The sequence below is a fragment of the Bacillus sp. Brlt_9 genome, from assembly GCF_051948935.1.
Taxonomy (GTDB): Bacteria; Bacillota; Bacilli; order Bacillales; family Bacillaceae_G; genus Bacillus_A.
In genome coordinates this window covers 175555-200151 of record NZ_JAYJLO010000009.1, presented here as the reverse complement: position 1 = coordinate 200151, position 24597 = coordinate 175555, and the positions used below count along the sequence as shown (strand labels likewise).

Genomic DNA, 24597 nt, shown 5'->3' with positions numbered 1-24597 from the left:
TGTCCGCCGCTTCAGAAGCGACTTCATCATATTAACATCTTCATTTTTCGATGTCAACTAAGTTTTAAAATTTCTTTTTTGTCGTTTTTTGCGTTTCTGCATCAGCGACGTTTATTAATATACCATCATGATTTTGAAATAACAAGTGTTTTTTTAAAAAAACACAAAAAAATATCCAACCTACTTTCTTCTATATAGAAACACCTCATCCCATCTAAAGAAAACAGCTATTTAAATTGTATACCAATACACTCTAATTGACCAAACCTCATTTTATAATCCGATTCTCTTCTATATTAGACCACATAATCATTCCTTCTCTATAGAATGACAATATAGATCCTTCACTTCCTAATAAAACGAACATGCTGATTTTTTGTTCTTCCACACAAATTATTAGTTGAACGAATCGTGTGTTCACAGACACCTCGATTCCAACCGAAGCTTGAGGTAAGAATCTTATCACCGCGAATAACGGAATAAATAAAGAAATTCCAACAAAAACATTAACTTAAGATTATTGTTAGAATTTTTTTACATTTAATTAATGAAAAATATCCATTTTTTGTTATATAGTAAGAAAGGACGTACTCAACTACAAATAAACCAATGGAGGAATTACTTTATGGATAGGTTAACGAAGTTTTCATTAAAAAACCGCGCTGCTGTTATCATCATGGTTTTTCTCATTTCCATACTTGGCGTTTATTCCGGCTCTAAATTACCTATGGAATTTTTACCAAGCATCGATAATCCAGCAGTCACTGTCACAACCTTATCTCAAGGACTCGACGCTGAAGCGATGACGAAAGAAGTAACTGATCCCCTCGAAAAACAATTTCGCAATTTAGAACACATCGACAGCATCACCTCTTCTACTCACGAGGGGTTATCACGCATCGATATCGCGTATACATCCAAAGCAAATATGAAAGACGCAGCACGCGAAGTCGAAAAGGCCATTAATACAATTAAATTACCTAAAGATGCAACTAAACCCATAGTCAGCCAATTAAATACTTCTATGATTCCACTCGCTCAAATTGCTATCCAGAAGCAAAACGGATTTTCAAAAGCAGATGAAAAACAAATCGAAAAAGAAATCGTACCACAACTCGAAAGCATTGATGGTGTTGCCAACGTTATGTTTTTCGGAAAATCAGCTTCTGAATTATCTATTCTACTAGACCCAAACCAATTAAAAGATAAAAATGTAACAACCGAGCAAATATTAAAAGTTTTACAAGGAAAAGAAACTTCCACTCCAGCTGGAGCCGTTACCGTTAATAAAGAAGAATATAATCTTCGTGTCATTGGGGATATCAAAAATGTAGATGGCATTAAAAATGTCACCGTTGCACCTCAAGTAAAATTGCAAGATGTTGCTCAAATTGAACTTAAACAACACTACGATACCATCTCACATATAAACGGAGAAGAAGGAACCGGATTAATCATCACGAAAGAACCAAGTAAAAACGCGGTTGCAATCGGAAAGGAAATCGATAAAAAAATCAAAGATATAAGTAAACAATATCAAGATCAGTTTTCTATTAAACTTTTAGCCTCAACTCATGAGCAAGTTGAAAATGCTGTTACTAGTATGGGAAAAGAAGTGATTCTTGGAGCAATTGCTGCAACTCTAATTATATTAATCTTTTTGCGCAACTTCCGAACGACACTCATCGCTGTTGTCAGTATTCCATTATCTATTTTATTAACACTCTTTTTACTACACCAATCTAACATCACACTTAACACACTAACACTCGGTGGTTTAGCTGTTGCAGTTGGACGTCTCGTTGATGATAGCATCGTTGTCATTGAGAATATTTTCCGTCGTTTACAAAAAGAATCTTTCTCTAAAGATATTATTCTCGATGCAACGAAAGAGGTCGCCGTCGCAATTACTTCTTCTACTTTAACAACGGTCGCTGTTTTCTTACCTATCGGTCTCGTATCAGGGGTAATCGGAAAATTAATGTTACCTATGGTATTAGCAGTTGTATATTCTATACTATCATCCTTAATTGTCGCACTAACAGTTGTTCCACTTATGGCTTTTTTACTACTCAAAAAAACAAAACACAAAAAGCCAAGTTCTTCACCACGATATGTCACTACACTAAAGTGGGCTCTATCGCATAAATTCATTATTTTACTTACTTCTTTTTTATTATTCGCGGGGTCGATTGCAGCCTATGTATTACTACCGAAAGCAAATATAAAATCTGAAGACGACACAATGTTATCTATTAACATGACTTTCCCAGCTGATTACGCTCCTGAAACACAAAAACAAAAAGCCTTTGATTTCGAAAAGAAGCTACTTTCTAATTCGGATGTAACGGATGTTATTTTACGAATGGGATCTAGCGCAGAAGATGCACAATGGGGGCAAACAACAAAAAATAATCTCGCAAGTATATTAGTAGTCTTCAAAAAAGGTTCTGATATAGATCAATATATTAAAGAGTTAAAAAAAGAACAGAAAGCTTTTGAGCCCGCTGAACTTGATTATATAAAAATGAGTTATTCAAGCTCTGGCGGCGGCAATAATTTGCAATTTAACGTAACAGCCACTAACGAAACGAATTTAAAAGAGACTGCTACTATCGTCGAAACAAAACTAAAAGATATAAGTGCTCTCTCTAAAGTAAAAACGAATTTAGAAGACTCTAAGAAAGAATGGCAAATCCATGTTGATCAAACAAAGGCTGAACAACTAGGATTAACACCAGAATTAGTAGCACAACAAGTAGCATTGCTTATGAAAAAATCACCTATTGGTGAAGTTTCAATCAATAACGAAAAAACAACTATTATGATAGAACACAAAAAAGAAAACATTACAAAACAAGAAGACATTTTAAACACAAACATACTATCACCTATCAATGGACCAATTCCTTTAAAAGACATTGCAACTATTTCAGAAAAGCAACTGCAAACAGAAGTCTTCCATAAAGACGGAAAAGAAACGATTCAAATTACTGCCGAGGCCTCAAATGAAGATTTAAGTAAAGTAAGCAAAGAAGTAAACGAAGTAATAGCTAACTTAGATTTACCTAGCGGTGCAAAAGTAACTATTGCCGGCGCAACTGAATCTATGCAAGAAAATTTCACAGATTTATTCAAAATTATGGGGATTGCAATCGGGATTGTATATTTAATTATGGTTATCACCTTCGGACAGGCGCGCGCTCCTTTTGCAATTTTGTTCTCCTTGCCATTAGCTGCTGTCGGCGGTATTTTAGGATTAATCATTTCAGGAACACCTGTTGATATAAATTCCTTGATCGGCGCACTAATGTTAATCGGGATTGTCGTTACAAACGCCATTGTATTAATAGAAAGAGTGCAACAAAATAGGGAACACGGAATGGACACAAGAGAAGCCTTACTAGAAGCGGGATCTACTAGATTACGTCCAATTATTATGACAGCTATAACGACAATCGTCGCTATGCTCCCTCTTCTATTTGGTCAATCACAAGCCGGAAGCATGGTGTCAAAAAGTCTTGCCGTCGTTGTTATCGGTGGTTTAGCAGTCTCAACCGTTCTTACGTTAGTAGTCGTTCCAGTTATGTATGAACTATTAGATAAAATCGGGAGGAAAAGACGCTCTCGCAGAAAAATAAATACTTCTACAGAAACACCTGATATTTAAAAAAAGCGTTATCTTCATTCATGAAGATAACGCTTTTTCTCTATCTAATCATATAATCCATCATTTTTTCCTTATACCGCTCTAGAGGTTCACTAGAATCCACAATAAGATATTCACTATTTAAAGGTCTTTTACTACCATCTAACCACTTTTTAAAAGCTACCTCCGAATCCACTCGTCCAATCTGACTGACCATACGCTTACGTGTTTGCAGCCTATTATTAATTTCTTCCATATCATTAAGATAGCATTCGATATATTTATATTTTACACCATGTTTATTAGACAACTTAATTCCTTTTTCAACCATCCCATCATATAAAGTGAAACTTTAATCAGTGGGGGATTCATCCCCCACTGATTATTAGTTGAACCAATCGGGCTTTTACGGGCAGTTGATTCCCCACCTAACTTCTTTGCTTTCGCTGAATTTTGAGGTGGGGGCCTTACTGCCCGTTAAATGCGGGATAAACATGGACTATCCAATATCACACTATGCCCTTGTTCCAAATAAGAATCAATCAATGCCCATTCAACATCGTATGATACTCCCCCAACAATCGTCGATTCAATCCCTTTTATTTCTAATGATTGTAACAAAGCTGATTTTAAAACGTCATGATTTACAATTACAGCACCTGTTAACTTCGCTATATACTTAGAAACTGTCGATTTTTCCCGATCCAGGAAATCCTGACATTTGCAGAAAAAACAAATTAACTTCCCCTCTCATCCGCACTATTCATCTATATAATCAATTACAAATTCAACACTCCTTACATCCATTCCTTCTATATTAAAATACAAAAAGAACTCCCTACTTATAAATAGAGAGTTTCTCTTTGTATTTTATGCTGCTTTTACCTTCTTCGTCGTTTTACTTTTTCTTTTCGTTCCTGTAAAACGTTTGTGCAATACAGATGCTACTAAGCGTGAAATAACATTGAATAGTAATACCATAATAATTAATACAGCTGCAGATTTTGTCGCAATTAACTTCGCATCCGGAATAATCCCTTCAGAATTTAACTTCCAAATGTGAACCGCTAATGTTTCAGCTGGTCTAAATGGATTTAAAGGATGTGCAGGACTTGAGAAGTCTGCTGCAGAATTTAAAATCGGAGATGTTAAACCCGCTGTGTAAATTAATGCCGCCGCTTCACCAAATATACGACCTGCCGCTAAAATAACACCTGTAATAATTTGTGGTAATGACGACGGGATAATAATACGAGTGATTGTTTGCCACTTCGTTGCACCTAATCCAAGACTCGCCTCTTTTACATTAGAAGGAACTTCTGAAATCGCATTTTCACAAACACGTGTTAAACCTGGTAAGTTTAAAATAGTTAAAGCAAGGGCACCACCCATTACTGTGTATCCCCATCCTGTCATTGTAACGAACACTAACAAACCGAATAAACCAACAACAATAGAAGGTAAAGATGCCATTGTCTCGATACATAAACGAACAAAGTTTAAAAAACGTCCTTGTTTTGCATACTCTGCTAAATATATTCCAGCACCTAACCCAAGAGGAATAGATATAATAAGCGTTATAACAAGCATATAGAAGGAATTGAATAACTGCGGACCAATCCCACCACCAGCTCTTGTATTGCTTGGTTCTCCAAACAAGAAATTAGGATCCCAAAAACCCCATCCCTTTTGTAAAATTTCAAACACTAAGAACACCAGCAAAGCCACGACTAGAGCCGCAACCGCATAAAAGATACCTGTCCAAACTTTATTTACCGTTCTTGCATTCATTATTATCGCTCACCTCTTTGCCCAATCGCTCGAATTACTAAAATAAATAGGAATGAAATAACAAGTAAAATCATCGCTAAAGTCCATAGCGCATTGTTCCAAGCAGTTCCGTTTAATGTATTTGTCATGTCCATTGTCAAAATACCCGTTAACGTTGCTGTTGGGCTATATATTCCTTCTGGTAATTTAATCGTATTCCCAATTACCATTTGAACCGCTAATGCTTCACCAAAAGCACGCGCTAAACCTAAAACAACACCTGTTAAAATCCCTTTTTTCGCAGCAGGAACAATCACTCGGCTAATCGCTTGCCATTTCGTTGACCCTAAACCATAAGAAGCTTCTAAATAATCAAATGGAACAGAGCGTATTGCATCAGAAGCGATACTAGCAATAGTAGGTAAAATCATAATACTCAGGACAATAATACCTGCAATTAAACTAAACCCTACTCCTCCAAACGAATCACGTAATAGCGGTACTAAAATCGTAACCCCTAATAATCCGTATACCACCGAAGGAATACCAACTAATAATTCTAAAACAGGCTTCAATACTTTATTTCCAAACTTCGGCGAAATTAAATTCATGAATATAGCAAGAGCTATAGCAATTGGTGCACTAATAATAACTGCACCTAACGAAACCACCGTTGAACCTACAATAAAAATTACAGCCCCGAAACTTCCCTCATCAGCATTTGGACTCCATTGTTTCGATGTTAACATCTCAGTAAACGAGATACCACTTTGCGTAAAAGATTGAATCCCTTTACCACAAATAAACGCAATAATAGCTAATGTAACTAAAACAATAAAAATACCACAAAACGTAACAAGTGATCTTCCTATATATTCACTTTTCACGTAATTAATTTGTTTTTTCCCCTTCATCACAGGACAGACCCCACTTCATAAATTGAAATGAACAGGACTGGCCTTGCAGCCAGCCCCATAAATTTTATTACTTATTTAATTTAGACATTGGGATGTAACCCATATCTTCTACTTGCTTTTCAAAATCTTTACCTTTTACATAGTCAATATAAGCTTTTGTTGCTTCTTTTGCCTCACCTTTCGTTACCATGTACTCGTAAGACCAGAATGGATATTTACCAGACGCAATGTTTTCAACTTTTGGTTCAGCACCATCAATTTTCACTGTTTGTAGCGCACCTTTTTTCTCGCCAACCATGTAAGACATTGCTAAATAACTTACTGAACCTGGAGTAGAGTTAATCGCTTGCTCTACTGCACCGTTAGAATCTTGTGTAGTACCAGTTCCATCATTGATTTTCGCGTCTTTCATAATTGTTTTTTCAAATGTAGCACGTGTACCAGAAGAAGCCGGACGATTAATTACGTTAATTTTTTCATCTTTCCCCCCTACTTCTTTCCAGTTTGTGACTTTTCCAGTAAAGATATCTTGTACTTGTTGTACTGTTAAATTATCAACTTTTACATCTTTATTTACGACAAGTGCGAATGCAATACCCGCTACCTTGTTATCTACTAATTCTTTCGCCTTATCAGCATCTTTTATTTTATCTGCAGATGGAACATCTGAGTTACCAATTTGGACTGCACCAGAAGCTACTTGGTTAATTCCAGTTCCACTACCGCCACCTTGCACTTGAATAGAAACGTTTGAATTTTTCTCCATAAATTTCTTTCCAGCTTCCTCTGCAAGAGGTTGAAGTGCTGTAGAGCCTGCAGCTGCTATTGTACCTGACAATTCTTGTTTTGCATTATCGCTTCCTTTAGCATCCTTACCTGATGTCTCTTCTGCTTTCCCACATCCAACTAACGCTCCCGCTACCACTAAAGCTGCTAAAGAAAATTTAATACCTTTTTTCATAACCATGTCTTGTACCCCCATTTGGATTATCACTTTTCGAATTCATTTTCTTTCGAACACAAATTCATTGTAGGACAACAATATTATGTGAGTGTTAAGCAATTTTTAATTTTAAGTAAATGACGATAATAACCTTTAAAAGCTAGGAATCCCAACATTTATAGTTAAAGAACCCAACAAAATCCACACTAATTAAACAGTAATGTAAATTTATTCTTAACAATGTAAATTCATTGTAAATGTTTTTCACCCTTTTCCCCTTTTAGTTAAAAATATATTTACAAATCCATTTTATTTTTTAACTTTTACACTCTTACTTTATTTACATTAAACAGAATTTCAGTAATATTTTTTAGTACAACTAAATAAATTGGAACAATTCTAAAAATAAATGAATATTTTTAAAGTACCAATTGACAGCATCATCCAATGTAGTCTACTATATTACTAACAAAAAGTTTACCTAAGGAAACTTTTTAAACTCAAACTAACAATATAGAGATGAGGTAACTTTTATGGTATCGGCTAATACAAAACCACTTTCCGAATTCAAGACAGGAGAGTTTGTACAAATTGAGAAGATACAATTAGAAGGAACTATGAAACGACGTTTATTAGATTTAGGATTTATCCCTGGAGCAACAATTAAAGTATTACAGCGCAGTCCACTCGGAGATCCGGTCGCTTATCAAGTCAGCAACACAACTATTGCACTACGTAAGGAAGAAAGTTCCCTTATTTTCGGGGTATTACTAGGAGATGATTTCAGATGAGCAAACATCGCATTGCTTTAGCTGGCAACCCGAACACCGGGAAAAGTACATTATTTAATACTTTAACAGGCTTAAAACAACATACTGGAAACTGGACGGGAAAAACTGTTTTAAAAGCTGAAGGGGAATATGAACATAACGGCAGTAAATATACATTAATAGATTTACCTGGAACTTACTCACTATATTCAAATTCTGCGGATGAAGAAGTAGCAAGAGATTATATTATATTTGAAAAGCCAGAAGTAACTGTAGTTGTTATTGATGCAACTGCAATGGAAAGAAATTTAAATTTAGCACTCCAAGTGATGGAAATGACGAGCAACGTAGTCATTTGTATTAATTTAATTGATGAAGCGGAGAAAAAAGGCATCGTTATTGATGAAAAGAAATTAGCGAAATCACTTGGTGTACCGGTAGTTAAAATTTCAGCTCGAAACCGAGTTGGTATCGGGCATTTACTAAGCGTCATTGCTAAAATAGCAAACAAAAAGCTAATTCCAACACCAATTAAAATTTCTTACAGTGAAAAAATCGAAAGTATGATTCAGGAATTAGAACCACAAATTTATAAAGTGTTCGGCGATACGTATCCAGCACGTTGGATTGCGTTACGTATATTAGATGGAGATAAAAATTTCTTAACTACACTTCAAAAACATCATAACGAACCACTTGTAAGGGAGGTCGTAATAAATGGAATCTCACTCAGCCAGTAAAGCTCTTCCACTGGACTATATTATTCAACATGCACAAACACTTTCAAAAGAAGATATACGAGATGATATTGTCGGAGATATTTACCGAACATCTGCAAGCATATGTAAAGAATCTGTTCAATATACAAATACTGATAAATTGTATCGTTCCGAAAAACTAGATAAAATTTTCACATCTCCAATCTGGGGATTCCCAATTATGCTCGGTATTTTATCTATCATTTTTTATCTTACGATCGCTGGTGCTAACGTACCGTCTGATATGATTGCCGAGTTTTTCGGATGGGTCGAAGGATATTTAACATCTTGGTTCCAAGCTGCTCATGCACCTGAATGGTTACATGGTATTTTAATACTTGGTTTATTCCGTGGTATCGGTGCTGTTATTAGCGTTATGTTACCACCTATGGCAATCTTCTTCCCTATGTTCGCACTATTAGAAAACTACGGATACTTACCACGCGTTGCATTTAATATGGACCGCTTATTTAAACGCTCTGGTGCACATGGCAAACAATCTTTAACAATGGCAATGGGCTTTGGTTGTAATGCAGCAGCCATCATGTCAACGCGTATTATTGAATCACCACGTGAACGTATGCTTGCAATCTTAACAAATAACTTCGTTCCTTGTAACGGTCGCTGGCCGATGTTAATTTTAATGGCTTCATTATTTATGGCTGCTGGTTATACAGGTAGTATGCAAACATTAGTTACTGCTGGCGTTGTAGTTGGGATGGTTGTAATTGGTATTATTATGACATTAACTGTTTCTTGGGTACTATCAAAAACAGCTTTAAAAGGTGTTCCAACTCACTACACACTTGAGTTACCGCCGTATCGTAAGCCAAAGGTTTGGAATACAATTGTGCGTGCAACACTTGATAAATCAGTCTACGTTTTAAAACGAGCTGTAGTTGTAGCTGCCCCTGCGGCTGCATTAACTTGGTTACTCGCTAATATTTTTATCGGTGACACAAGCTTACTTATGTATTTTGTAAACTTCCTAGATCCATTTGCTAAAATGTTAGGACTTGATGGTTTTATTCTAGCTGCGTTCATTCTTGGACTACCAGCGAATGAAATTGTTATCCCGATCTTATTAATGTCTTATTTATCAACTGGAGCTTTAACTGAAATAGATGATTTTAATCAAATTAAAAATCTATTCTTAGAAAATGGTTGGACTTGGTTAACAGCGTTAAACACAATGTTGTTCTCACTTCTTCATTTCCCATGTGGAACAACACTGGTTAACATATATAAAGAAACAAAAAGTGCCAAATGGACATTCTTATCGTTTGCAATCCCTACCGTTATCGCCATTGTTGTTACATTCCTCTCTACACAATTGGTACATTGGTTAGAGCTTGTATAAGCAAAGCAAATGTGAAGGTATCCCCCTTCACATTTGCTTTGCACGAAAGAAACCTGAATTTATTCGGGTTTCTTTTTTTTCGCATTAGTATTCCAAGGCTGCGCTCCATACACTGTGAGCTTCTTATGAATAAAGTATATGGCTCCCGGAAGAACCGCCATTAATATCGTGCAACTAATTCCTAATCCAGTAAACAACTTCCATCACCTTACTTCACTTTCTTCGGTAAAGCTGAGCCTGAATGTTCAATTGTCGGATCAACATGAACATTAATTTCAGCATTACTAAAATAATTTTGACCTTGATCCCAATTCTTACTAATTTTCTTCCACTCTTTATAATTATGCCTCTTATATGCCTCTCCTAATTCCAATACATCTACCTTATATTTTTTTTGAACAAGCTGTATAGACTTTTCAATACGCTTCTTCATTTCCTTTGAGATCTCTTTCTTTAAAAGCTTTTCATTCATCACTTGTTTCGGTTCATTAAAATGTAATTCAGCTAATATGCCTTCTGTGGACAATTGAATATCAAACTTCGGTTTTGTAGCATTTTCAGTAGACACCTGGATCTTTCGGCGCAACTTATGAATTTCATATGTAATGAGCTGATTCTTTTTACGAACAGTAAAGAAACCTCCAATTTTTTTACCTATTACATAGTTCATTCCTAATGTTTGTTCTCCACTCAAAGTTCCAACGCACTTATTATCCTTTCCACGGATCAATGCCGCTCCTTCCATTTGTACCCCTTGTTTAGTTAATCCTAAGAGAGGTAATGCAAAACTTCGATCTGCGATCATTTTCCCTTGTACCTCACCAATTCTCGCCGCCTCAATCATTTGAGCGTTTTTCGGAGGATGTTCAGCTAACATATCAATGTACTGCGCCGGTAAGTTTTCAGGTTTGGCGCTCTGTTTTAAAATAGATTCTGCATTTTTCTTGGAAACGAACAAACGAATATTTCTTCTCATTTCATGATCACGAAAATATACATCTAACGTATTTTGCAAAACATACGGATTCGCTAGTAATTCATCCGAAAAAATAATGACTTGTATATGCGGAAAAAATAATGTTCGACTAATTTTTTTAGCAATTATTCTTATTTGCTCAAAGACGCTATCTGCTTTCGCACTTACGTTAATATAATTTTCACTATCTCCATCGCCCTGTCCACCTTGTTGTGCTAACTTACTGGGAAGTACCATCTGATACGTCCCTTTCATAATCGGATTTGATTTCTTTTTCTTCACAATATCGTAAGCTGCGCCTACTACAAATCCTCTTTCTTCTATTTCTTCTAGTTCAGAACACCCACTTATAAATCCAGCTAAAACCATAACCATTATAATTTTAAGAAGGTTTTTCATTTCTACCATTCCTTCTTTTTATTTTATATACAATAAAAACTAGCAAAGGAGCTAATACGACAAACCCCATATCTATCCACGCTAAATACGTTCCGTAACTTGATAACGTATCTAAATTACCAGGGAGCATATTCAGCATAAAAATCAGAGGCGCGCTTCCGAAAATAAAAATATGTTTCTTCACTTTCGGAAACATGGCACAAAACAATAAAGATGCGACGTCATAATACATTGCTGTAGTGTTATAAATAGTAATAATCCAAGTCGTAAAAAAAATTGCATCGAACCTTTCTAAAAAACCTCCACCAATTTCAATTTCTTTCCCTAATTCAATTGTTGGATATGTCAATCCACGAGTTGTCATATACGTAAAAACACTAATACAAGTTACATAAATTAAAATATATGAGAGCACATTTACTATCACGGCTTTTGCAACTGCCATTGGTGCCTTTTTCGCTGTCTTATCATTCAACAACACAGCATAAAACAGAGCTACCTCAAATCCAATAAATGTGAATATGGAATTTTTAACCCCAACAGCGTACTGACTTACTTCCGTTTGAAAAGCTGGAAATAAATTGTTTATTTCCATTAAATTTATATTCAATAAAGAAAGAAGCACTATCGCAATTAAAACAATAGGTAAAAATAGAACATTTAACCTTAATAAGGCCGCTCTTGATCCTGCTATTCCGTAAATAACAACTAGTAAGAAAAAGAAAGACAGTAGTTGTATCGGTGTCTCACTAAATAAATACGTTTGAGAAATAATTGAAATCATTCTCGATTCATATGCTGTCAAAGCAGCAAACGTTAATACTAAAATGCTACTAATTGTGTATGCAACAGGCTTTGTCAAATACGCACTTGTATATTGAACAAAGTTTTGTTTCGGAAATAAAATAGCTATCCTCGTTACAAACCAACCTAAAACTGCACATACCAATCCACCCAAAAGTAAAATAATCCAACCGTCCGAAAATAAAGTTTGATTAGCAATATCTCGTGGCATAGACAATGCTCCTATACCAATAATGGTCGATGATACTGCAAACCCAATTTCCCGAGATCCAATCTCTTCATCGCCATACTCAAATGGTTTCAATTATTTTCGCTCCTTTGGACGTATTGTAGAATCTTTCGTTTGTAAATATTCTGGTCTATCTTTCAACATCGATTTTGGCATACGAATAAACTCTTCTTTCCAATCTTTATAAAATGCAGGAGCAATTGGAGTCGTATACGGTACACCAACACTTGTTAAATTTGTAATATGAATAGCAAGTGCAATAAGAGCTAGAATGATTCCATACAACCCAAAAGCAGTCGCTGCTAATACAAAGACGAAAAGTAAAATACGAAACGTAATCGTAATGCTATATACAGGGAGAGAAAAGGTAGCAATAGCTGTAACCGCAATAATGATAACTAAAAACGGATTTACAATTCCTGCGTTCACTGCTGCTTCTCCAATTACAAGACCACCTACAATCCCAATTGTTTGCCCCATCGGTTTCGGCAACCTAATCCCCGCTTCTCGTATTAACTCCATCGTTAATGCCATCATTAACGTTTCAATATATGCAGGAAACGGAACACCTTCTCTTGCCCCAGCAATTGAATAAGCCAATTTAGAAGGAATAAGGCCTTGATGATATGAGACGAGCGCTACATACATCGCTGGCATTAAAATCGCAATTATACCAGAACCCATCCGCAAAATTCTTAATAAAGTCCCAATTACCCAGCGCTCATAATGATCTTCCACAGATTGAAAAATATCAACAAATACTAGCGGAGCTATAAGGGCAAACGGTGATCCATCCACCAAAATAGCTGCCTTTCCTTTCGCTAATGAGGCCACAATATTATCAGGCCTTTCTGTATTCAAAAACTGGGGAAACGGTGACAAATTATTATCTTGAATTAATTGCTCAATCGTACCAGTCTCAAAAACGACATCTGTCTCTATTGATTGAAGACGCCGATCTAGCTCTTTTACAATGTAAGGATTAATAATGTCTTCTATATATACTAACGTCACTTCTTTTTGTGATCTCTTCCCCATAATATAAGATTGAAATCTCAGCTTTGGGTCACGTAAACTACGACGAATTAACATTTTATTCACGTTAATATCTTCATTTAATCCAACCCTCGGTCCACGTATTAAATCTTCTGTTACTGGCGGTTCTAAACTTCTTTTTTCCCAAGCTCTACTATTAATCACGATAGCCGTTTGAATGTTATCAATTAATATAACCGTATCTCCCGCTAAAATCGCATTTATAATATCCGGAAACGTTGTCTTCTTACCAACTTCCGCAATAGAAATAAAACGATCCAATAACGTCTGAACGACAACTTCTTCTTTTTGTACTTCTTCATATTGAAGTGTACGAACTACATATTTATAAACATTATCCTTATCTGTTAACCCACATAAAAAAATAACAGCACAGCGTGTAAAACTACCAGCAAGGGCGACCTCCCTAATTGTTAAATCATTAGGCGAACCTAACTCATCCCTAATTTCTTTCATAACTTCAAATAAGTTACCTTTTAACTCTAACAAGTCCCCCACCTAACTTCCTTTTCAACAAGTTTTTAGTTAGATTCCGCTAATAGAAGAAAATATATACAAAAAAAAGCTATCTCTTTTCAAAGATAGCTCTAGCTCACGGATTACTTTTCTACTATTATATTGTCTGCTTTTATAGACACGTTTTTCGTGAATCCACTAACGATAAACATCACAAGCATATTCATTAACAATGCGACTATTCCTACATTTAAATCTTTTATATATTGAGGAAACCCCGGAAACATCGTAGCTAAAGTTGAACCAGATAAAGTAATATATGCAACCACTAACAACCCAATCCCCATTCCTGCAATTGCCCCTTGTTTCGTAACAACTTGACGTGGAAACAAACTACATACAAGCGCAGGGAAAAGTTGTGTCACGATACTATATCCCATTAAAAGAAGTGCTCCTATCGTTTCTCCACCTTTAAAAGTGAACAAAACAGCTACAAGCGTTACTACAGGAACAAATAATTTCGCCGCTTTTGCAACTTGTCGATCCGAAGCAGCTGGGACCATTGTTCGGTAAATATTTTTTGCTAACAATGTAGAAGCGGCCATAACAAGCATAGAACCTGGAACTAATGCTGTTAAAACCCCAGCACTACCAATAATCCCAATAAACCAAGGATCAAAAGTTTGAAGAGCCAGACGGAATAACGAAAGGTCTACATCTCCTCCCTTTAATCCAGGAACTTGCAAGATAGCTGCAAACCCTGCAAAGAACACGAAAAGTAAAACTAAAGAATACAGTGGCATAATTGCCGCATTTTTACGAAATACTTTTTCATTTTTTGCAGAGAAAGCAGAAGCGAATGTATGGGGCCACATATAGAAACCGAGAGCCGTTAATACAATAGTAGAAACAAACCAAGAAATACTCATTCCTTCATCAGGTAAAGATAAAAACCCTGGTTTTGCTGCTTCTACAGCTTCGAACATCGGCTGGAATCCTCCATAATAATGGTACGGTAAATATATACCTAAAAACATAACGATAAACAGGATCATAATATCCTTCAAAGCCGCTGTCCAAGCAGAGCCGTGTATACCTGAAACCATTACATATATCGTTATGACAATTGCACCAATCCATACCGCAATAACTGGCGATACCCTTCCGTAAGACGCTTCCGAAACGATAATGCCTAATCCTTTTAACTGTAAAACAAGATAAGGGATAATCGAAATAACCCCAATGATAGAAACGATAATACCAAGTGTCTGACTCTTATATTTCTTCACAAAAAAATCTGGCTGCGAAACAAGATTATGCTCTTTCGCATACTTCCAAACTGGCGGCAATAAAAAGTAAGATAAAATATAAGCTAATGCACCATAACCTAAAATATAAAAGGTAGGTGCTCCCTTACTATACGCCCATCCACTTCCGCCTAAAAATGTGAACGTCGTATAAATTTCACCTGCCATAAGAAGAAAAACAAAAATAGTGCCAAATCCTCTTCCACCAACTGACCATTGTTCTAAATTCATATCTTTTCCATGTTGTGCCCGAATTCCTAAAAATAGTGCGAGAAACAAAAATAAAATAATGATAAGTAATGCGGTCATTTTACATCCCCCTTATTCGCAGGATCAAATACGTACACAAGACCCATACAAAGAGACGTAATGAGCACCGATAATAATATCCAAAATAATAAAAATGGCATCCCTAGTACGTAAGGAGTAACTGAATTAGCAAATACAGGTCCAATAACTAAACAGAAAACTGGCATAAGCGCTAATACATGTATTTTCTTCATCTCATTCTCCTTTACTTATAAAATTCATAATGGATGCTACAAAGACTTCCACGCCAATTGGTAATGCATCTTCATCAATCGTAAAACGAGGGTGGTGGTGAGGATATATAATTCCTTTCTCATTATTTCCTGCTCCGATAAAAAAGAATGTCCCTGGCGCCTTTTGTAAAAACGCTGAAAAATCTTCCCCAGCCATCGTCGGCTGTAAACGAGTAACTCCTTCCCGACCATAAAGTTGTAATGCTGTTTGCTCAATAACCTCTGTAACTTCATAATCATTTACTACCGGTCGATATCCATATTCATAAGAAAACGTATATTTCGCCCCGTAAGCTTCCGCCACATGCTTCACAATCCGTTCAATCCTTTTCTCCGTTTCTTCTCGCAACTCATGTTTTAAACTCCGCACGGTCCCTTCAATCTCCGCTTGTTCTGGAATCACATTATGGGTTGTCCCAGCATGAAATTGCGTAACAGATACTACAAGAGAGTCTAGCGGATTCGTTAGGCGAGATACAATGTGCTGAAGTTGCGAAACGACTTGTGTACCGATTGCAATACTATCAACAGTTTCATGAGGGATCCCAGCATGTCCACCTTTTCCTTCTATTGTAATTTTAAACACATCTGGAGCAGCCATTGCAGGACCATAAATTACACCTATTTTACCAACCTGTAACGATGCCCAAAGATGAGCACCAATAATATAATCCACACCTTCCATTACACCCGCTGCAACCATTTCCTCTGCACCACCAGGAAAGTTTTCTTCTGCATGTTGGAAGAGAAAACGAATCTCCCCTTCAACTTTCTCTCTTGCCTCTACTAACTTATGTACAACTCCAAGTAATATCGCTATATGACCATCATGGCCACATGCATGCATCACACCTGGTTCTGTAGAAATAAAGTCAAACTCATTTTCTTCATGAATAGGAAGAGCATCCATGTCAGCTCGAACCGCGATGGTTTTACCAGGTTTCTTACCAATTAACCTTGCCATTACACTATATTTAGTAGGTCGAGACACTTCTAAATATGTGATTTTCCGCAGTATATCGAATACAAACTGTGACGTTTTTTCTTCTTGAAAAGATAGCTCTGGATACTTATGAAAATGCCTTCTCCACTCAATTAATTGATTTTTCGATACAATCAATTCCTTTGCAACATCCATTTCTCTTCGCCCCTTCTTCACCAAGTTAAATGTTATTATAACGTGAATTGTTAACTTTTAAAAGAATCTTCTGAATTTTCTATTATAATAACTTAAAAATAAAAAGCCATCAAAAAGATGACTTTTTTTCTTATTATAAAATAGTAATTGCTTGTTTCCCCATTTGCTCCCAAGCTTTCTCAAATTCCGCCCGAGGAACAGCCAAACGTGGATTATTTTTCAAAGGATCATTTACATACACAAAGTTTTGATCATATCCAATTACAACTACACTATGCTCAAAATATGTAATTTTCACTTCGCCAGAGCTTGTATTCCATGTTTCAAAACTACCCTCAGCTAGTGGTTTAAACGTTGTATTAATAATGACCCATACTGGCGAACCGGCACTAACTACTTTATACATATCTTGCACGTCTCTGCCTGTTAAATTAACTACTTTTTCAGGAATATATTTTTCTGCTAACTTAAAAATAGGTTGATTATATACACCATATCCCGGCTCTGCCTTCGTGTAAATATTTCCAACAAATCCCTCATAAGGATTTCCACGTAAACCATTTTGTTCAAATGGAACACGATGAATTTCGCTAGCAAGTTGCATCTTATCTACTTGTATACCATTGTATTGCAGCAACATAGCCAAACTTGTAACTTCACATCCACGAGGTAATTCTGGTAATTGCTTTATAAACGGAACATTTTCAATCATAGTCGCTTCTTTCATTTCAGGTAGATACTCTAAACGGAACACTTGCGCCTTTTGTATTATTTTATCTTTCGCTATAAAAAACGCGGCAGCAAATATAATTCCAAAAACAAAAAGATATTTTAACTTTTTCATTTTAAACAAAACTCCATTAATGATTATTTTACAGACATGCCTCTTATCATTGTACCTTTCTTCTTACTAGTTTGCTAGAAAGATTCTGTGAATTATTGTTCACATTTGTCGGTTTAGCTTTCATTCCAGATCAGAGGATTGCTCTTTATTGCGGTATTCCATTTATGATTATTTATTACATGTTATAACAAGTTAAATATAAAAAAGTTGTCACATTTGAACAACAAATAAGTCTAAAAAAAGAGGTAAACTAAATATACAAAATATTCAGCTATCTTTCTTATGATAAGATAGTTTTTTTCTATTTCTTGGATATCTTGGTATAACTTTATTTATCTTAAAATTTTCACAATCACGTTTTTCTCTGGAAAATAGTTTACAATGTAATCAAGTTACAAATGATATTCACCTTAAAAAGTGTGCATTTGTGTCTATTTTTTAACAATATCACAAAAACTATTGCCATCTATAAATTAATAGGTTTATATTGTTTTATTGGCATAGTTTCAATCCAAGGAGAAAGGAGATTTTCAATCGTGCAACTAAAGAAAACGTTTTGGAAGCTGGCTTCGCTTCTTCCGTTATCATTACTTCTGTTCCTCGGTGGCTGTGATAAGAAACTCGCAGTATTAAATCCGCAAGGACCTGTTGCAAAAGCACAGTATGATTTAATTGTTTGGTCATTCTTGCTTATGTCATTAATTATCGCAATTGTATTCATCTTGTTTACAGTCATCTTGATTCGTTATCGTGAAAAACCAGAGAATATGGACTATGAGCCACCTGATCAACACGGTAACACATTATTAGAAATCATTTGGACGCTTGTTCCTGTTATTATCGTTATCGCATTATCGATTCCAACAGTAAAAGCAACTTATGCTTCGGAAGAGGTTCCGGAAGAGTCCAAACATATTAAACCAGTTGAGATTTATGTTACATCTGCAAACTGGAAATGGTTATTCAGTTACCCAGAGGAAAAAATTGAAACCGTTAACTATTTAAACATCCCAGCTGGTGTACCAATTCAATTCAAACTAACTTCTGTTGGTCCAATGAATGCTTTCTGGGTACCAGAACTTGGTGGTATGAAGTACACTATGGATGGCATGATTATGGATCTTTATTTACAAGCTGATAAGCCAGGTTCTTACCTAGGCCGTAGCGCGAACTTCTCTGGTGAAGGATTCACTCACATGGAGTTCGAAGTTGAAGCAAAAACTAAAGAGAAATATGACAAGTGGGTAAAAGAAGTACAACAAACTGCTCCAAAACTAACAGAAGATAAGTACAACGAAATTGTTAAACCTGGTGTAGTTGGTCGTATGACATTCTCTAGTCATCACTTAAGTTATGTAGATCCAAAATCACTTGAATATTGTGATTACAACTACTACAAAAACAAAAAATAATAGCTAGTATTCCAACAGATTGGAGTGAACACAGTGAAGCTTGATGAATTCTTTGTCACAGGTGACCCGATTATTTACGGTGCAGACGCTTCTATCGTTCTTGTGACATTAGCAATCATTTTCGTACTAACAAAGTATAAAAAATGGAAATGGCTTTGGGACGAATGGTTAACAACTGTTGACCATAAAAAGATTGGGGCCATGTATATTATCTCTGCGGTTATTATGTTATTCCGTGGTGGTATGGACGGTTTAATGATCCGTGCACAGTTAACATTCCCAGAAACAACTTATTTAAACGCTGAACACTATAACGGAATCTTCACAACACACGGTACAGTTATGATTCTTTTCATGGCGATGCCATTCGTTATGGGATTAATGAACCTTGTAGTACCATTACAAATTGGTGCTCGTGACGTTGCATATCCGTTCTTAAATGCTTTAAGTTTCTGGTTATTCTTTGTCGGAGCAATGTTATTCAACATCGCTTTCGTAATTGGTGGTTCTCCAGACGCTGGGTGGACTTCTTACTTCCCAATGGCAGGTACAGAGTTTACTTCTGGTGTAGGAAATAACTACTACGCAATTGCATTACAGATTTCAGGTCTCGGTACGTTAATGACAGGTATTAACTTCCTTGTTACTATCTTAAAAATGCGTACACCTGGTATGACTTTAATGAGAATGCCAATGTTTACTTGGTCAATCTTAATTACAACAGTCATCATTATTTTCGCTTTCCCAGTATTAACAGTTGCTCTTGCATTAATGACATTTGACCGTCTATTCGATGCTCACTTCTTTACGATGGCGAGCGGCGGTATGCCAATGTTATGGGCCAACCTATTCTGGGTATGGGGTCACCCTGAAGTATATATCGTTATTTTACCGGCATTCGGTATTTTCTCTGAAATCATTAGTACATTCTCACGTAAGCGTCTATTCGGTTACAGTGCGATGGTATACTCAATGGTTGCAATTTCTTTACTAAGTTTCGTCGTATGGCTTCACCACTTCTTCACGATGGGTGCAGGTCCAGCGGTTAACTCATTCTTCTCGATTTCGACAATGGCGATTTCGATTCCAACCGGGGTTAAGATCTTTAACTGGTTGTTTACACTGTATAAAGGACGTATTCGTTTTACAGTTCCAATGCTTTGGTCATTGGCATTTATTCCAAACTTCGTAGTCGGTGGGGTTACAGGGGTTATGCTTGGAATGGCAGCAGCTGATTATCAGTACCATAACAGCTACTTCCTAATCGCTCACTTCCACTACGTATTAATCGCAGGTACAGTATTCGCTATGCTTGCTGGATTCACATTCTGGTATCCAAAAATGACTGGTCATATGTTAAATGAACGCCTAGGTAAATGGACATTCTGGATCTTTATGAGCGGATTCAACATCTGTTTCTTCCCAATGTACTTCTTAGGTTTAGACGGTATGACTCGTCGTATGTACACTTACTCTGAAAGTCTTGGATGGGGATGGCTAAACCAAATCGCATCTGTTGGTGCGGTAATGATGGGTATCGGCTTCCTAATTCTTTGCTACAACGTAATTTGGAGTGCACGTCACGGTGAACGTGACACAACTGGAGATCCATGGGATGGCCGTACACTTGAATGGGCAACTCAATCTCCTGTACAACATTACAACTTCGCGAAACTTCCAGAAATCAAAGAAGCTGATGCTTTCTGGTTCATGAAAAAACGTGGAGAGACAGTTACACCAGCAGCAGAAGAATTAAAACCAATTCACATGCCAAGTAACTCTGGTGTGCCTATTATTATGTCTGGATTCTTCGGTCTTGCAGGTTTCGCATTAGTATTTAGCTGGTTCTGGATTGCAGCAATCGGCGGCGTTGGTATTTTAGCTTGCTTAATCTATCGTTCATTCGATTACGATGAAGGTTACTATATCAGTGTTGATGAAATTAAAAAAACAGAACATGTAGCATGAGAGGTGAAATGAAATGGCGGCTTTAGATAAAAGCTTACCTTTGGAATATCAATCCGAACAAAGCAGATTGAATATCCTAGGATTCTGGATTTTTCTTGGGGCTGAAATTATGCTGTTCGCAACACTTTTCGCCTCTTATCTAGTACTTGCTGGTCGTACGGCAGATGGCCCAACACCAGCACAATTGTTTGAAGTTAAAACACTTTTAATTCAAACGCTACTACTTTTAACAAGTAGTTTCACATGTGGTATCGCAATTCATGAAATGCGTAAGCACAACCAAAAAGCAATGCTTGGATGGTTCATCCTTACATTACTTTTAGGTGCAGGTTTCCTATTCTTCGAGATCGAAGAGTTCATTATTTACGCTGGTAAAGGCGCTACACTTCAAACAAGTGCTTTCTTATCAGGATTCTTCGTTCTACTTGGAACGCATGGTGCCCACGTAACAGGTGGTATCATTTGGGCAACTTGTGTTATTATCCAAATTTTAAAACGAGGTTTAACACCAGTTACAGCTCGTAAAGTATTTATCATCAGCTTATACTGGCATTTCCTTGATTTCGTTTGGATCTTCATTTACACACTAGTTTACTTGAACGGGATGGTGGCGTAATAATGGGTCAAAACAATACTCAAGCAAATGGGCATGCGCATAGCGGATTCCCTTGGTCACACGTTTTCGGATTTATTTTATCGCTTGCACTAACGTTTCTAGCGTTATACGTGGCACTTTACACAAGCTTACCACTATCAACGGTTTTAACGTCTATTATCGCAATGGCGGTTGCGCAAGCATTATTACAATTAATCATGTTCATGCATTTAAAAGAAGGAGAAGGACGCATTCAAATCCTTACTATGATCTACAGTTTCTTCGTTGCAACAGCAACAGTTGGTTTAACTGTATGGATCTTCTTCTCAATGTAATGTACATGAAAAGACTGCTGAGGTTTCTCAGCAGTCTTTTTTTATTCCCTCCCCTATTACATCCACTTTACAGAATTAACAACAGAATCATGAAAAATATACTTATTATGACAAATGTTAAGAAAACTCTTTCTTTATGAAATCGAATCCATATGCGTTGCTTTTCTACCTATTATATGGCTAAATAGGTACTATATTTATTTGAAGGGAGAGAACGCAATGGAACATCACACTTCTGTTCTATCACTTATGGTTGTCGTTGCAATCGCGTTTTTCGTTCCCCTTTTGTTACAACGCTTTAAATTAAAAGCACTTCCTGTCGTTGTTGCAGAAATCATCGCAGGAATCTTTGTAGGTAAAAGTGGGTTTAATATTATTGAGCCAGATATGTGGCTTCAAGTCTTATCGACACTAGGATTTATCTTCCTTATGTTTTTAAGCGGTTTAGAAATTGATTTTTCTATCTTTAAACAAAAAGGGAAAAAGAATACGACAAACGAACCAAACACATTCCAAGCAGCAAGCATTATCTTCTTATTTATTTTCATCTTATCTTATGCCCTATCATTACTATTCGTATGGCTAGGATTTGTAGATAATGCAATGTTCATGACTTTAATCATTTCAACTATTTCTTTAGGTGTTGTCGTACCAACATTAAAAGAGAATAACTTAGGAAAAACGGCAATTGGACAAATCATTTTATTAGTCGCTGTTATTGCAGATTTAGTTACAATGATTTTACTCGCTGTATTCGTCGGATTAAATTCCGAAAGCGGCCAAAGCATGTGGCTCCTTCTTCTTCTATTCGGAGCTGGTATTGTTATTTACTTCATTGCAAAACGCTTTAAAAACATTCCATACTTAGATAGCTTAAAAGCTGGTAGTGTACAAATTGATACACGAGCTGTTTTTGCACTCATCTTAATATTAGTTGGGTTATCTGAATCTGTTGGAGCTGAAAATATTTTAGGCGCCTTCTTAGCAGGTGTCCTTGTATCGTTATTATCACCAAATGAAGATATGGTTGAAAAGCTTGATTCCATCGGATACGGTTTCTTCATTCCTATTTTCTTCGTAATGGTTGGTGTAAATTTAGAGGTTTGGTCTATTTTCAAAGAACCTTCTAGCATGTTAATGATTCCAATTTTAATCGTAGGACTCTTTATTTCAAAGCTGTTACCATCACTTGTTTTACGCAAATGGTATCCACGGAATATCGTACTAGGAAGTGCCATCTTATTAACATCGACACTTTCTTTAGTTATTGCAGCTGCACAAATTGGTGAAAAACTAGGGATCATCAGTCCAAGTTTATCTGCTTCGCTTATTTTAAGCGCAGTTATTACTTGTATTTTTGCACCTATATTATTTAAAAAGATGTTCCCGAAAGTAGAAACACCAAAACCAAAAGTTTCTATTATTGGCGCCAGCAGAATTACCCTTCCGTTATCACTTGATTTAAAACGAGAAGATTATGATGTAACACTTTATATGATGCGTCAAAATAAAATAAATGATGAGGAAGCGACATCACATGACTTTCCTATCATAAAATTAGATGACATCACAATCGCTTCATTAACTGAACAAACAGCATTTAACGCAGACCGTGTTGTTGTTGCAACAAGTGATGATGAACAAAACTTATTATTAGCAGAACACGCAAAGGAACTAGGTGTTGAACATGTTATTGCAAGTGTAGAAGATCCTCTTCTACAAGAAAAAGCAACGCAAGAACATATCGCTGTGTTCTCAACAATTAACTCTACACGTATTCTATTACGTGCACTTATTGATAAACCAAGTCTCGTTCGCTTAATTACAACAGCAAACGAAACAGTCCGTGAAGTTGAACTACGAAGCAATAAATATAACGGCGTGGCACTTCGCCGCCTTCCGTTTTTAGGCGATGTACTAGTCATTCAAATTTATCGCGGGAATAAAGCATTAATTCCGCATGGTGATACGAGACTACAGCACAGTGATACATTACTTGTAACAGGTTCAAAAGAACATATCGATACACTAAAAAACATATTAGAATAGAAAATGCCCCTCACATAATTGAGGGGCATTTTTTTCCATTTTATATGGTAAAATGTTACTATCACATATTATGAGGATGGATTATATTATGTCTATTGTAACTTTAGCTCTTTTATTATTAGCGGAAATACTCATTGCCATTATTCTCATCGGTGTTAGCATTGAAATTTGCAGTTACGGATGGAACAAATCGAATGGAATAAAATACTCTTGCCTCCTACTTTCACTCCTTCTCGGAACTGCTAGCATACTCGGACTTTTCGCCGCACCTGCCTATTTCTTTATACAATTAACAGAAACCGCCTTATAAGAAAGGATGT

Annotated in this window: 20 protein-coding genes and 3 pseudogenes; 11 read left to right on the top strand and 12 right to left on the bottom strand. The window is 36.3% G+C overall.

The features are described from left to right. The first annotated feature begins 625 nt into the window (after positions 1–625). Positions 626–3670, top strand: a complete 3045-nt coding sequence (locus tag VF726_RS26245) for an efflux RND transporter permease subunit (RefSeq protein WP_440173089.1) — start codon at positions 626–628, stop codon at positions 3668–3670. Positions 3671–3710: 40 nt separating this feature from the next. Here VF726_RS26245 and VF726_RS26240 read toward each other — a convergent pair. The 5 genes and pseudogenes from VF726_RS26240 to VF726_RS26220 form a co-directional block, all read right to left on the bottom strand. Next, positions 3711–3992: pseudogene (locus VF726_RS26240) on the bottom strand (AAA family ATPase); the annotation flags it as partial. Positions 3993–4141: 149 nt separating this feature from the next. Continuing rightward, positions 4142–4385, bottom strand: a pseudogene (locus tag VF726_RS26235) (AAA family ATPase); the annotation flags it as partial. A gap of 134 nt (positions 4386–4519) precedes the next feature. Beyond that, complete coding sequence (pstA, locus tag VF726_RS26230; RefSeq protein WP_440173087.1) at positions 4520–5440, bottom strand: phosphate ABC transporter permease PstA; 921 nt, start codon at positions 5438–5440, stop codon at positions 4520–4522. Between the two features lie 2 nt (positions 5441–5442). After that, complete coding sequence (gene pstC, locus VF726_RS26225) at positions 5443–6333, bottom strand: phosphate ABC transporter permease subunit PstC (RefSeq protein ID WP_440173095.1); 891 nt, start codon at positions 6331–6333, stop codon at positions 5443–5445. A gap of 70 nt (positions 6334–6403) precedes the next feature. Next, positions 6404–7303 (bottom strand): phosphate ABC transporter substrate-binding protein PstS, encoded by a 900-nt coding sequence (locus tag VF726_RS26220; protein WP_440173085.1) that lies wholly within the window; start codon positions 7301–7303, stop codon positions 6404–6406. A gap of 509 nt (positions 7304–7812) precedes the next feature. On the opposite strand from VF726_RS26220, the gene VF726_RS26215 reads away from it, so the two are divergent. From VF726_RS26215 to VF726_RS26205, 3 genes are read left to right on the top strand one after another with little or no spacing between them, the layout of a single operon-like run. After that, positions 7813–8070 (top strand): FeoA family protein, encoded by a 258-nt coding sequence (locus VF726_RS26215; protein WP_440173083.1) that lies wholly within the window; start codon positions 7813–7815, stop codon positions 8068–8070. Beyond that, complete coding sequence (locus VF726_RS26210) at positions 8067–8789, top strand: FeoB small GTPase domain-containing protein (protein ID WP_440173081.1); 723 nt, start codon at positions 8067–8069, stop codon at positions 8787–8789. Before VF726_RS26215 ends, VF726_RS26210 begins: the two co-directional genes overlap by 4 nt. Beyond that, positions 8767–10167, top strand: coding sequence for a nucleoside recognition domain-containing protein (locus VF726_RS26205; protein WP_440173079.1), 1401 nt, complete (start codon positions 8767–8769; stop codon positions 10165–10167). The genes VF726_RS26210 and VF726_RS26205 overlap by 23 nt, the downstream gene beginning before the upstream one ends. 208 nt (positions 10168–10375) lie before the next feature. Here the strand turns inward: VF726_RS26205 and gerLC are convergent, their stop codons facing one another. The 7 genes from gerLC to VF726_RS26170 all read right to left on the bottom strand — a co-directional run bounded on the left by gerLC (position 10376) and on the right by VF726_RS26170 (position 17918). Beyond that, positions 10376–11542: a spore germination protein GerLC gene (gene gerLC / locus VF726_RS26200; RefSeq protein ID WP_048527855.1), complete on the bottom strand. Its 1167-nt coding sequence runs from the start codon at positions 11540–11542 to the stop codon at positions 10376–10378. Next, positions 11526–12650, bottom strand: a complete 1125-nt coding sequence (gene gerLB / locus VF726_RS26195) for a spore germination protein GerLB (RefSeq protein ID WP_071759417.1) — start codon at positions 12648–12650, stop codon at positions 11526–11528. The genes gerLC and gerLB overlap by 17 nt, the downstream gene beginning before the upstream one ends. Next, positions 12651–14129 carry a spore germination protein GerLA gene (gene gerLA, locus VF726_RS26190; protein ID WP_440173077.1) on the bottom strand — a complete coding sequence of 493 codons (1479 nt, stop codon included), beginning with the start codon at positions 14127–14129 and terminating at the stop codon, positions 12651–12653. A gap of 101 nt (positions 14130–14230) precedes the next feature. Continuing rightward, positions 14231–15703 carry a sodium:solute symporter family protein gene (locus VF726_RS26185; protein WP_440173075.1) on the bottom strand — a complete coding sequence of 491 codons (1473 nt, stop codon included), beginning with the start codon at positions 15701–15703 and terminating at the stop codon, positions 14231–14233. Further along, positions 15700–15897: a DUF3311 domain-containing protein gene (locus VF726_RS26180; protein ID WP_440173073.1), complete on the bottom strand. Its 198-nt coding sequence runs from the start codon at positions 15895–15897 to the stop codon at positions 15700–15702. The genes VF726_RS26185 and VF726_RS26180 overlap by 4 nt, the downstream gene beginning before the upstream one ends. A gap of 1 nt (position 15898) precedes the next feature. Next, positions 15899–17074 (bottom strand): amidohydrolase, encoded by a 1176-nt coding sequence (locus VF726_RS26175; RefSeq protein WP_440173071.1) that lies wholly within the window; start codon positions 17072–17074, stop codon positions 15899–15901. Positions 17075–17207: 133 nt separating this feature from the next. Continuing rightward, positions 17208–17918, bottom strand: coding sequence for a C39 family peptidase (locus VF726_RS26170; protein WP_440173069.1), 711 nt, complete (start codon positions 17916–17918; stop codon positions 17208–17210). Between the two features lie 101 nt (positions 17919–18019). Between VF726_RS26170 and VF726_RS26165 the strand changes: the two are divergent. From VF726_RS26165 to VF726_RS26135, 7 genes and pseudogenes are all read left to right on the top strand, one after another. Beyond that, positions 18020–18172, top strand: a pseudogene (locus VF726_RS26165) (amino acid permease); the annotation flags it as partial. Between the two features lie 282 nt (positions 18173–18454). Beyond that, complete coding sequence (locus VF726_RS26160) at positions 18455–19330, top strand: cytochrome aa3 quinol oxidase subunit II (RefSeq protein ID WP_001176180.1); 876 nt, start codon at positions 18455–18457, stop codon at positions 19328–19330. A gap of 33 nt (positions 19331–19363) precedes the next feature. Further along, on the top strand, positions 19364–21298 hold the full coding sequence (gene qoxB / locus VF726_RS26155) for a cytochrome aa3 quinol oxidase subunit I (protein ID WP_440173068.1): 1935 nt from the start codon (positions 19364–19366) through the stop codon (positions 21296–21298). Between the two features lie 13 nt (positions 21299–21311). Continuing rightward, a complete protein-coding gene (gene qoxC, locus VF726_RS26150; RefSeq protein WP_440173066.1) occupies positions 21312–21914 on the top strand; it encodes a cytochrome aa3 quinol oxidase subunit III in 603 nt (200 codons plus the stop codon). Between the two features lie 2 nt (positions 21915–21916). Next, positions 21917–22228, top strand: a complete 312-nt coding sequence (gene qoxD, locus VF726_RS26145) for a cytochrome aa3 quinol oxidase subunit IV (RefSeq protein ID WP_440173065.1) — start codon at positions 21917–21919, stop codon at positions 22226–22228. A 219-nt stretch (positions 22229–22447) separates the two neighbouring features. Beyond that, positions 22448–24277: a monovalent cation:proton antiporter family protein gene (locus tag VF726_RS26140; RefSeq protein WP_440173063.1), complete on the top strand. Its 1830-nt coding sequence runs from the start codon at positions 22448–22450 to the stop codon at positions 24275–24277. Between the two features lie 52 nt (positions 24278–24329). Then, positions 24330–24587: a DUF4022 family protein gene (locus VF726_RS26135; protein WP_440173061.1), complete on the top strand. Its 258-nt coding sequence runs from the start codon at positions 24330–24332 to the stop codon at positions 24585–24587. The last annotated feature ends 10 nt before the right edge of the window (positions 24588–24597 follow it).

Bases quoted from the DNA above. Each gene is read 5' to 3' on its own strand.
- VF726_RS26175 (WP_440173071.1), bottom strand. From the start codon at position 17,074: ATGGATGTTGCAAAGGAATTGATTGTATCGAAAAATCAATTAATTGAG.
- pstA (WP_440173087.1), bottom strand. From the start codon at position 5,440: ATGAATGCAAGAACGGTAAATAAAGTTTGGACAGGTATCTTTTATGCG.
- VF726_RS26140 (WP_440173063.1), top strand. From the start codon at position 22,448: ATGGAACATCACACTTCTGTTCTATCACTTATGGTTGTCGTTGCAATC.
- VF726_RS26220 (WP_440173085.1), bottom strand. From the start codon at position 7,303: ATGGTTATGAAAAAAGGTATTAAATTTTCTTTAGCAGCTTTAGTGGTA.
- VF726_RS26180 (WP_440173073.1), bottom strand. From the start codon at position 15,897: ATGAAGAAAATACATGTATTAGCGCTTATGCCAGTTTTCTGTTTAGTT.
- qoxD (WP_440173065.1), top strand. From the start codon at position 21,917: ATGGGTCAAAACAATACTCAAGCAAATGGGCATGCGCATAGCGGATTC.
- VF726_RS26210 (WP_440173081.1), top strand. From the start codon at position 8,067: ATGAGCAAACATCGCATTGCTTTAGCTGGCAACCCGAACACCGGGAAA.
- VF726_RS26215 (WP_440173083.1), top strand. From the start codon at position 7,813: ATGGTATCGGCTAATACAAAACCACTTTCCGAATTCAAGACAGGAGAG.
- VF726_RS26170 (WP_440173069.1), bottom strand. From the start codon at position 17,918: ATGAAAAAGTTAAAATATCTTTTTGTTTTTGGAATTATATTTGCTGCC.
- pstC (WP_440173095.1), bottom strand. From the start codon at position 6,333: ATGAAGGGGAAAAAACAAATTAATTACGTGAAAAGTGAATATATAGGA.
- gerLC (WP_048527855.1), bottom strand. From the start codon at position 11,542: ATGAAAAACCTTCTTAAAATTATAATGGTTATGGTTTTAGCTGGATTT.
- VF726_RS26245 (WP_440173089.1), top strand. From the start codon at position 626: ATGGATAGGTTAACGAAGTTTTCATTAAAAAACCGCGCTGCTGTTATC.
- VF726_RS26205 (WP_440173079.1), top strand. From the start codon at position 8,767: ATGGAATCTCACTCAGCCAGTAAAGCTCTTCCACTGGACTATATTATT.
- VF726_RS26185 (WP_440173075.1), bottom strand. From the start codon at position 15,703: ATGACCGCATTACTTATCATTATTTTATTTTTGTTTCTCGCACTATTT.
- VF726_RS26135 (WP_440173061.1), top strand. From the start codon at position 24,330: ATGTTACTATCACATATTATGAGGATGGATTATATTATGTCTATTGTA.
- qoxC (WP_440173066.1), top strand. From the start codon at position 21,312: ATGGCGGCTTTAGATAAAAGCTTACCTTTGGAATATCAATCCGAACAA.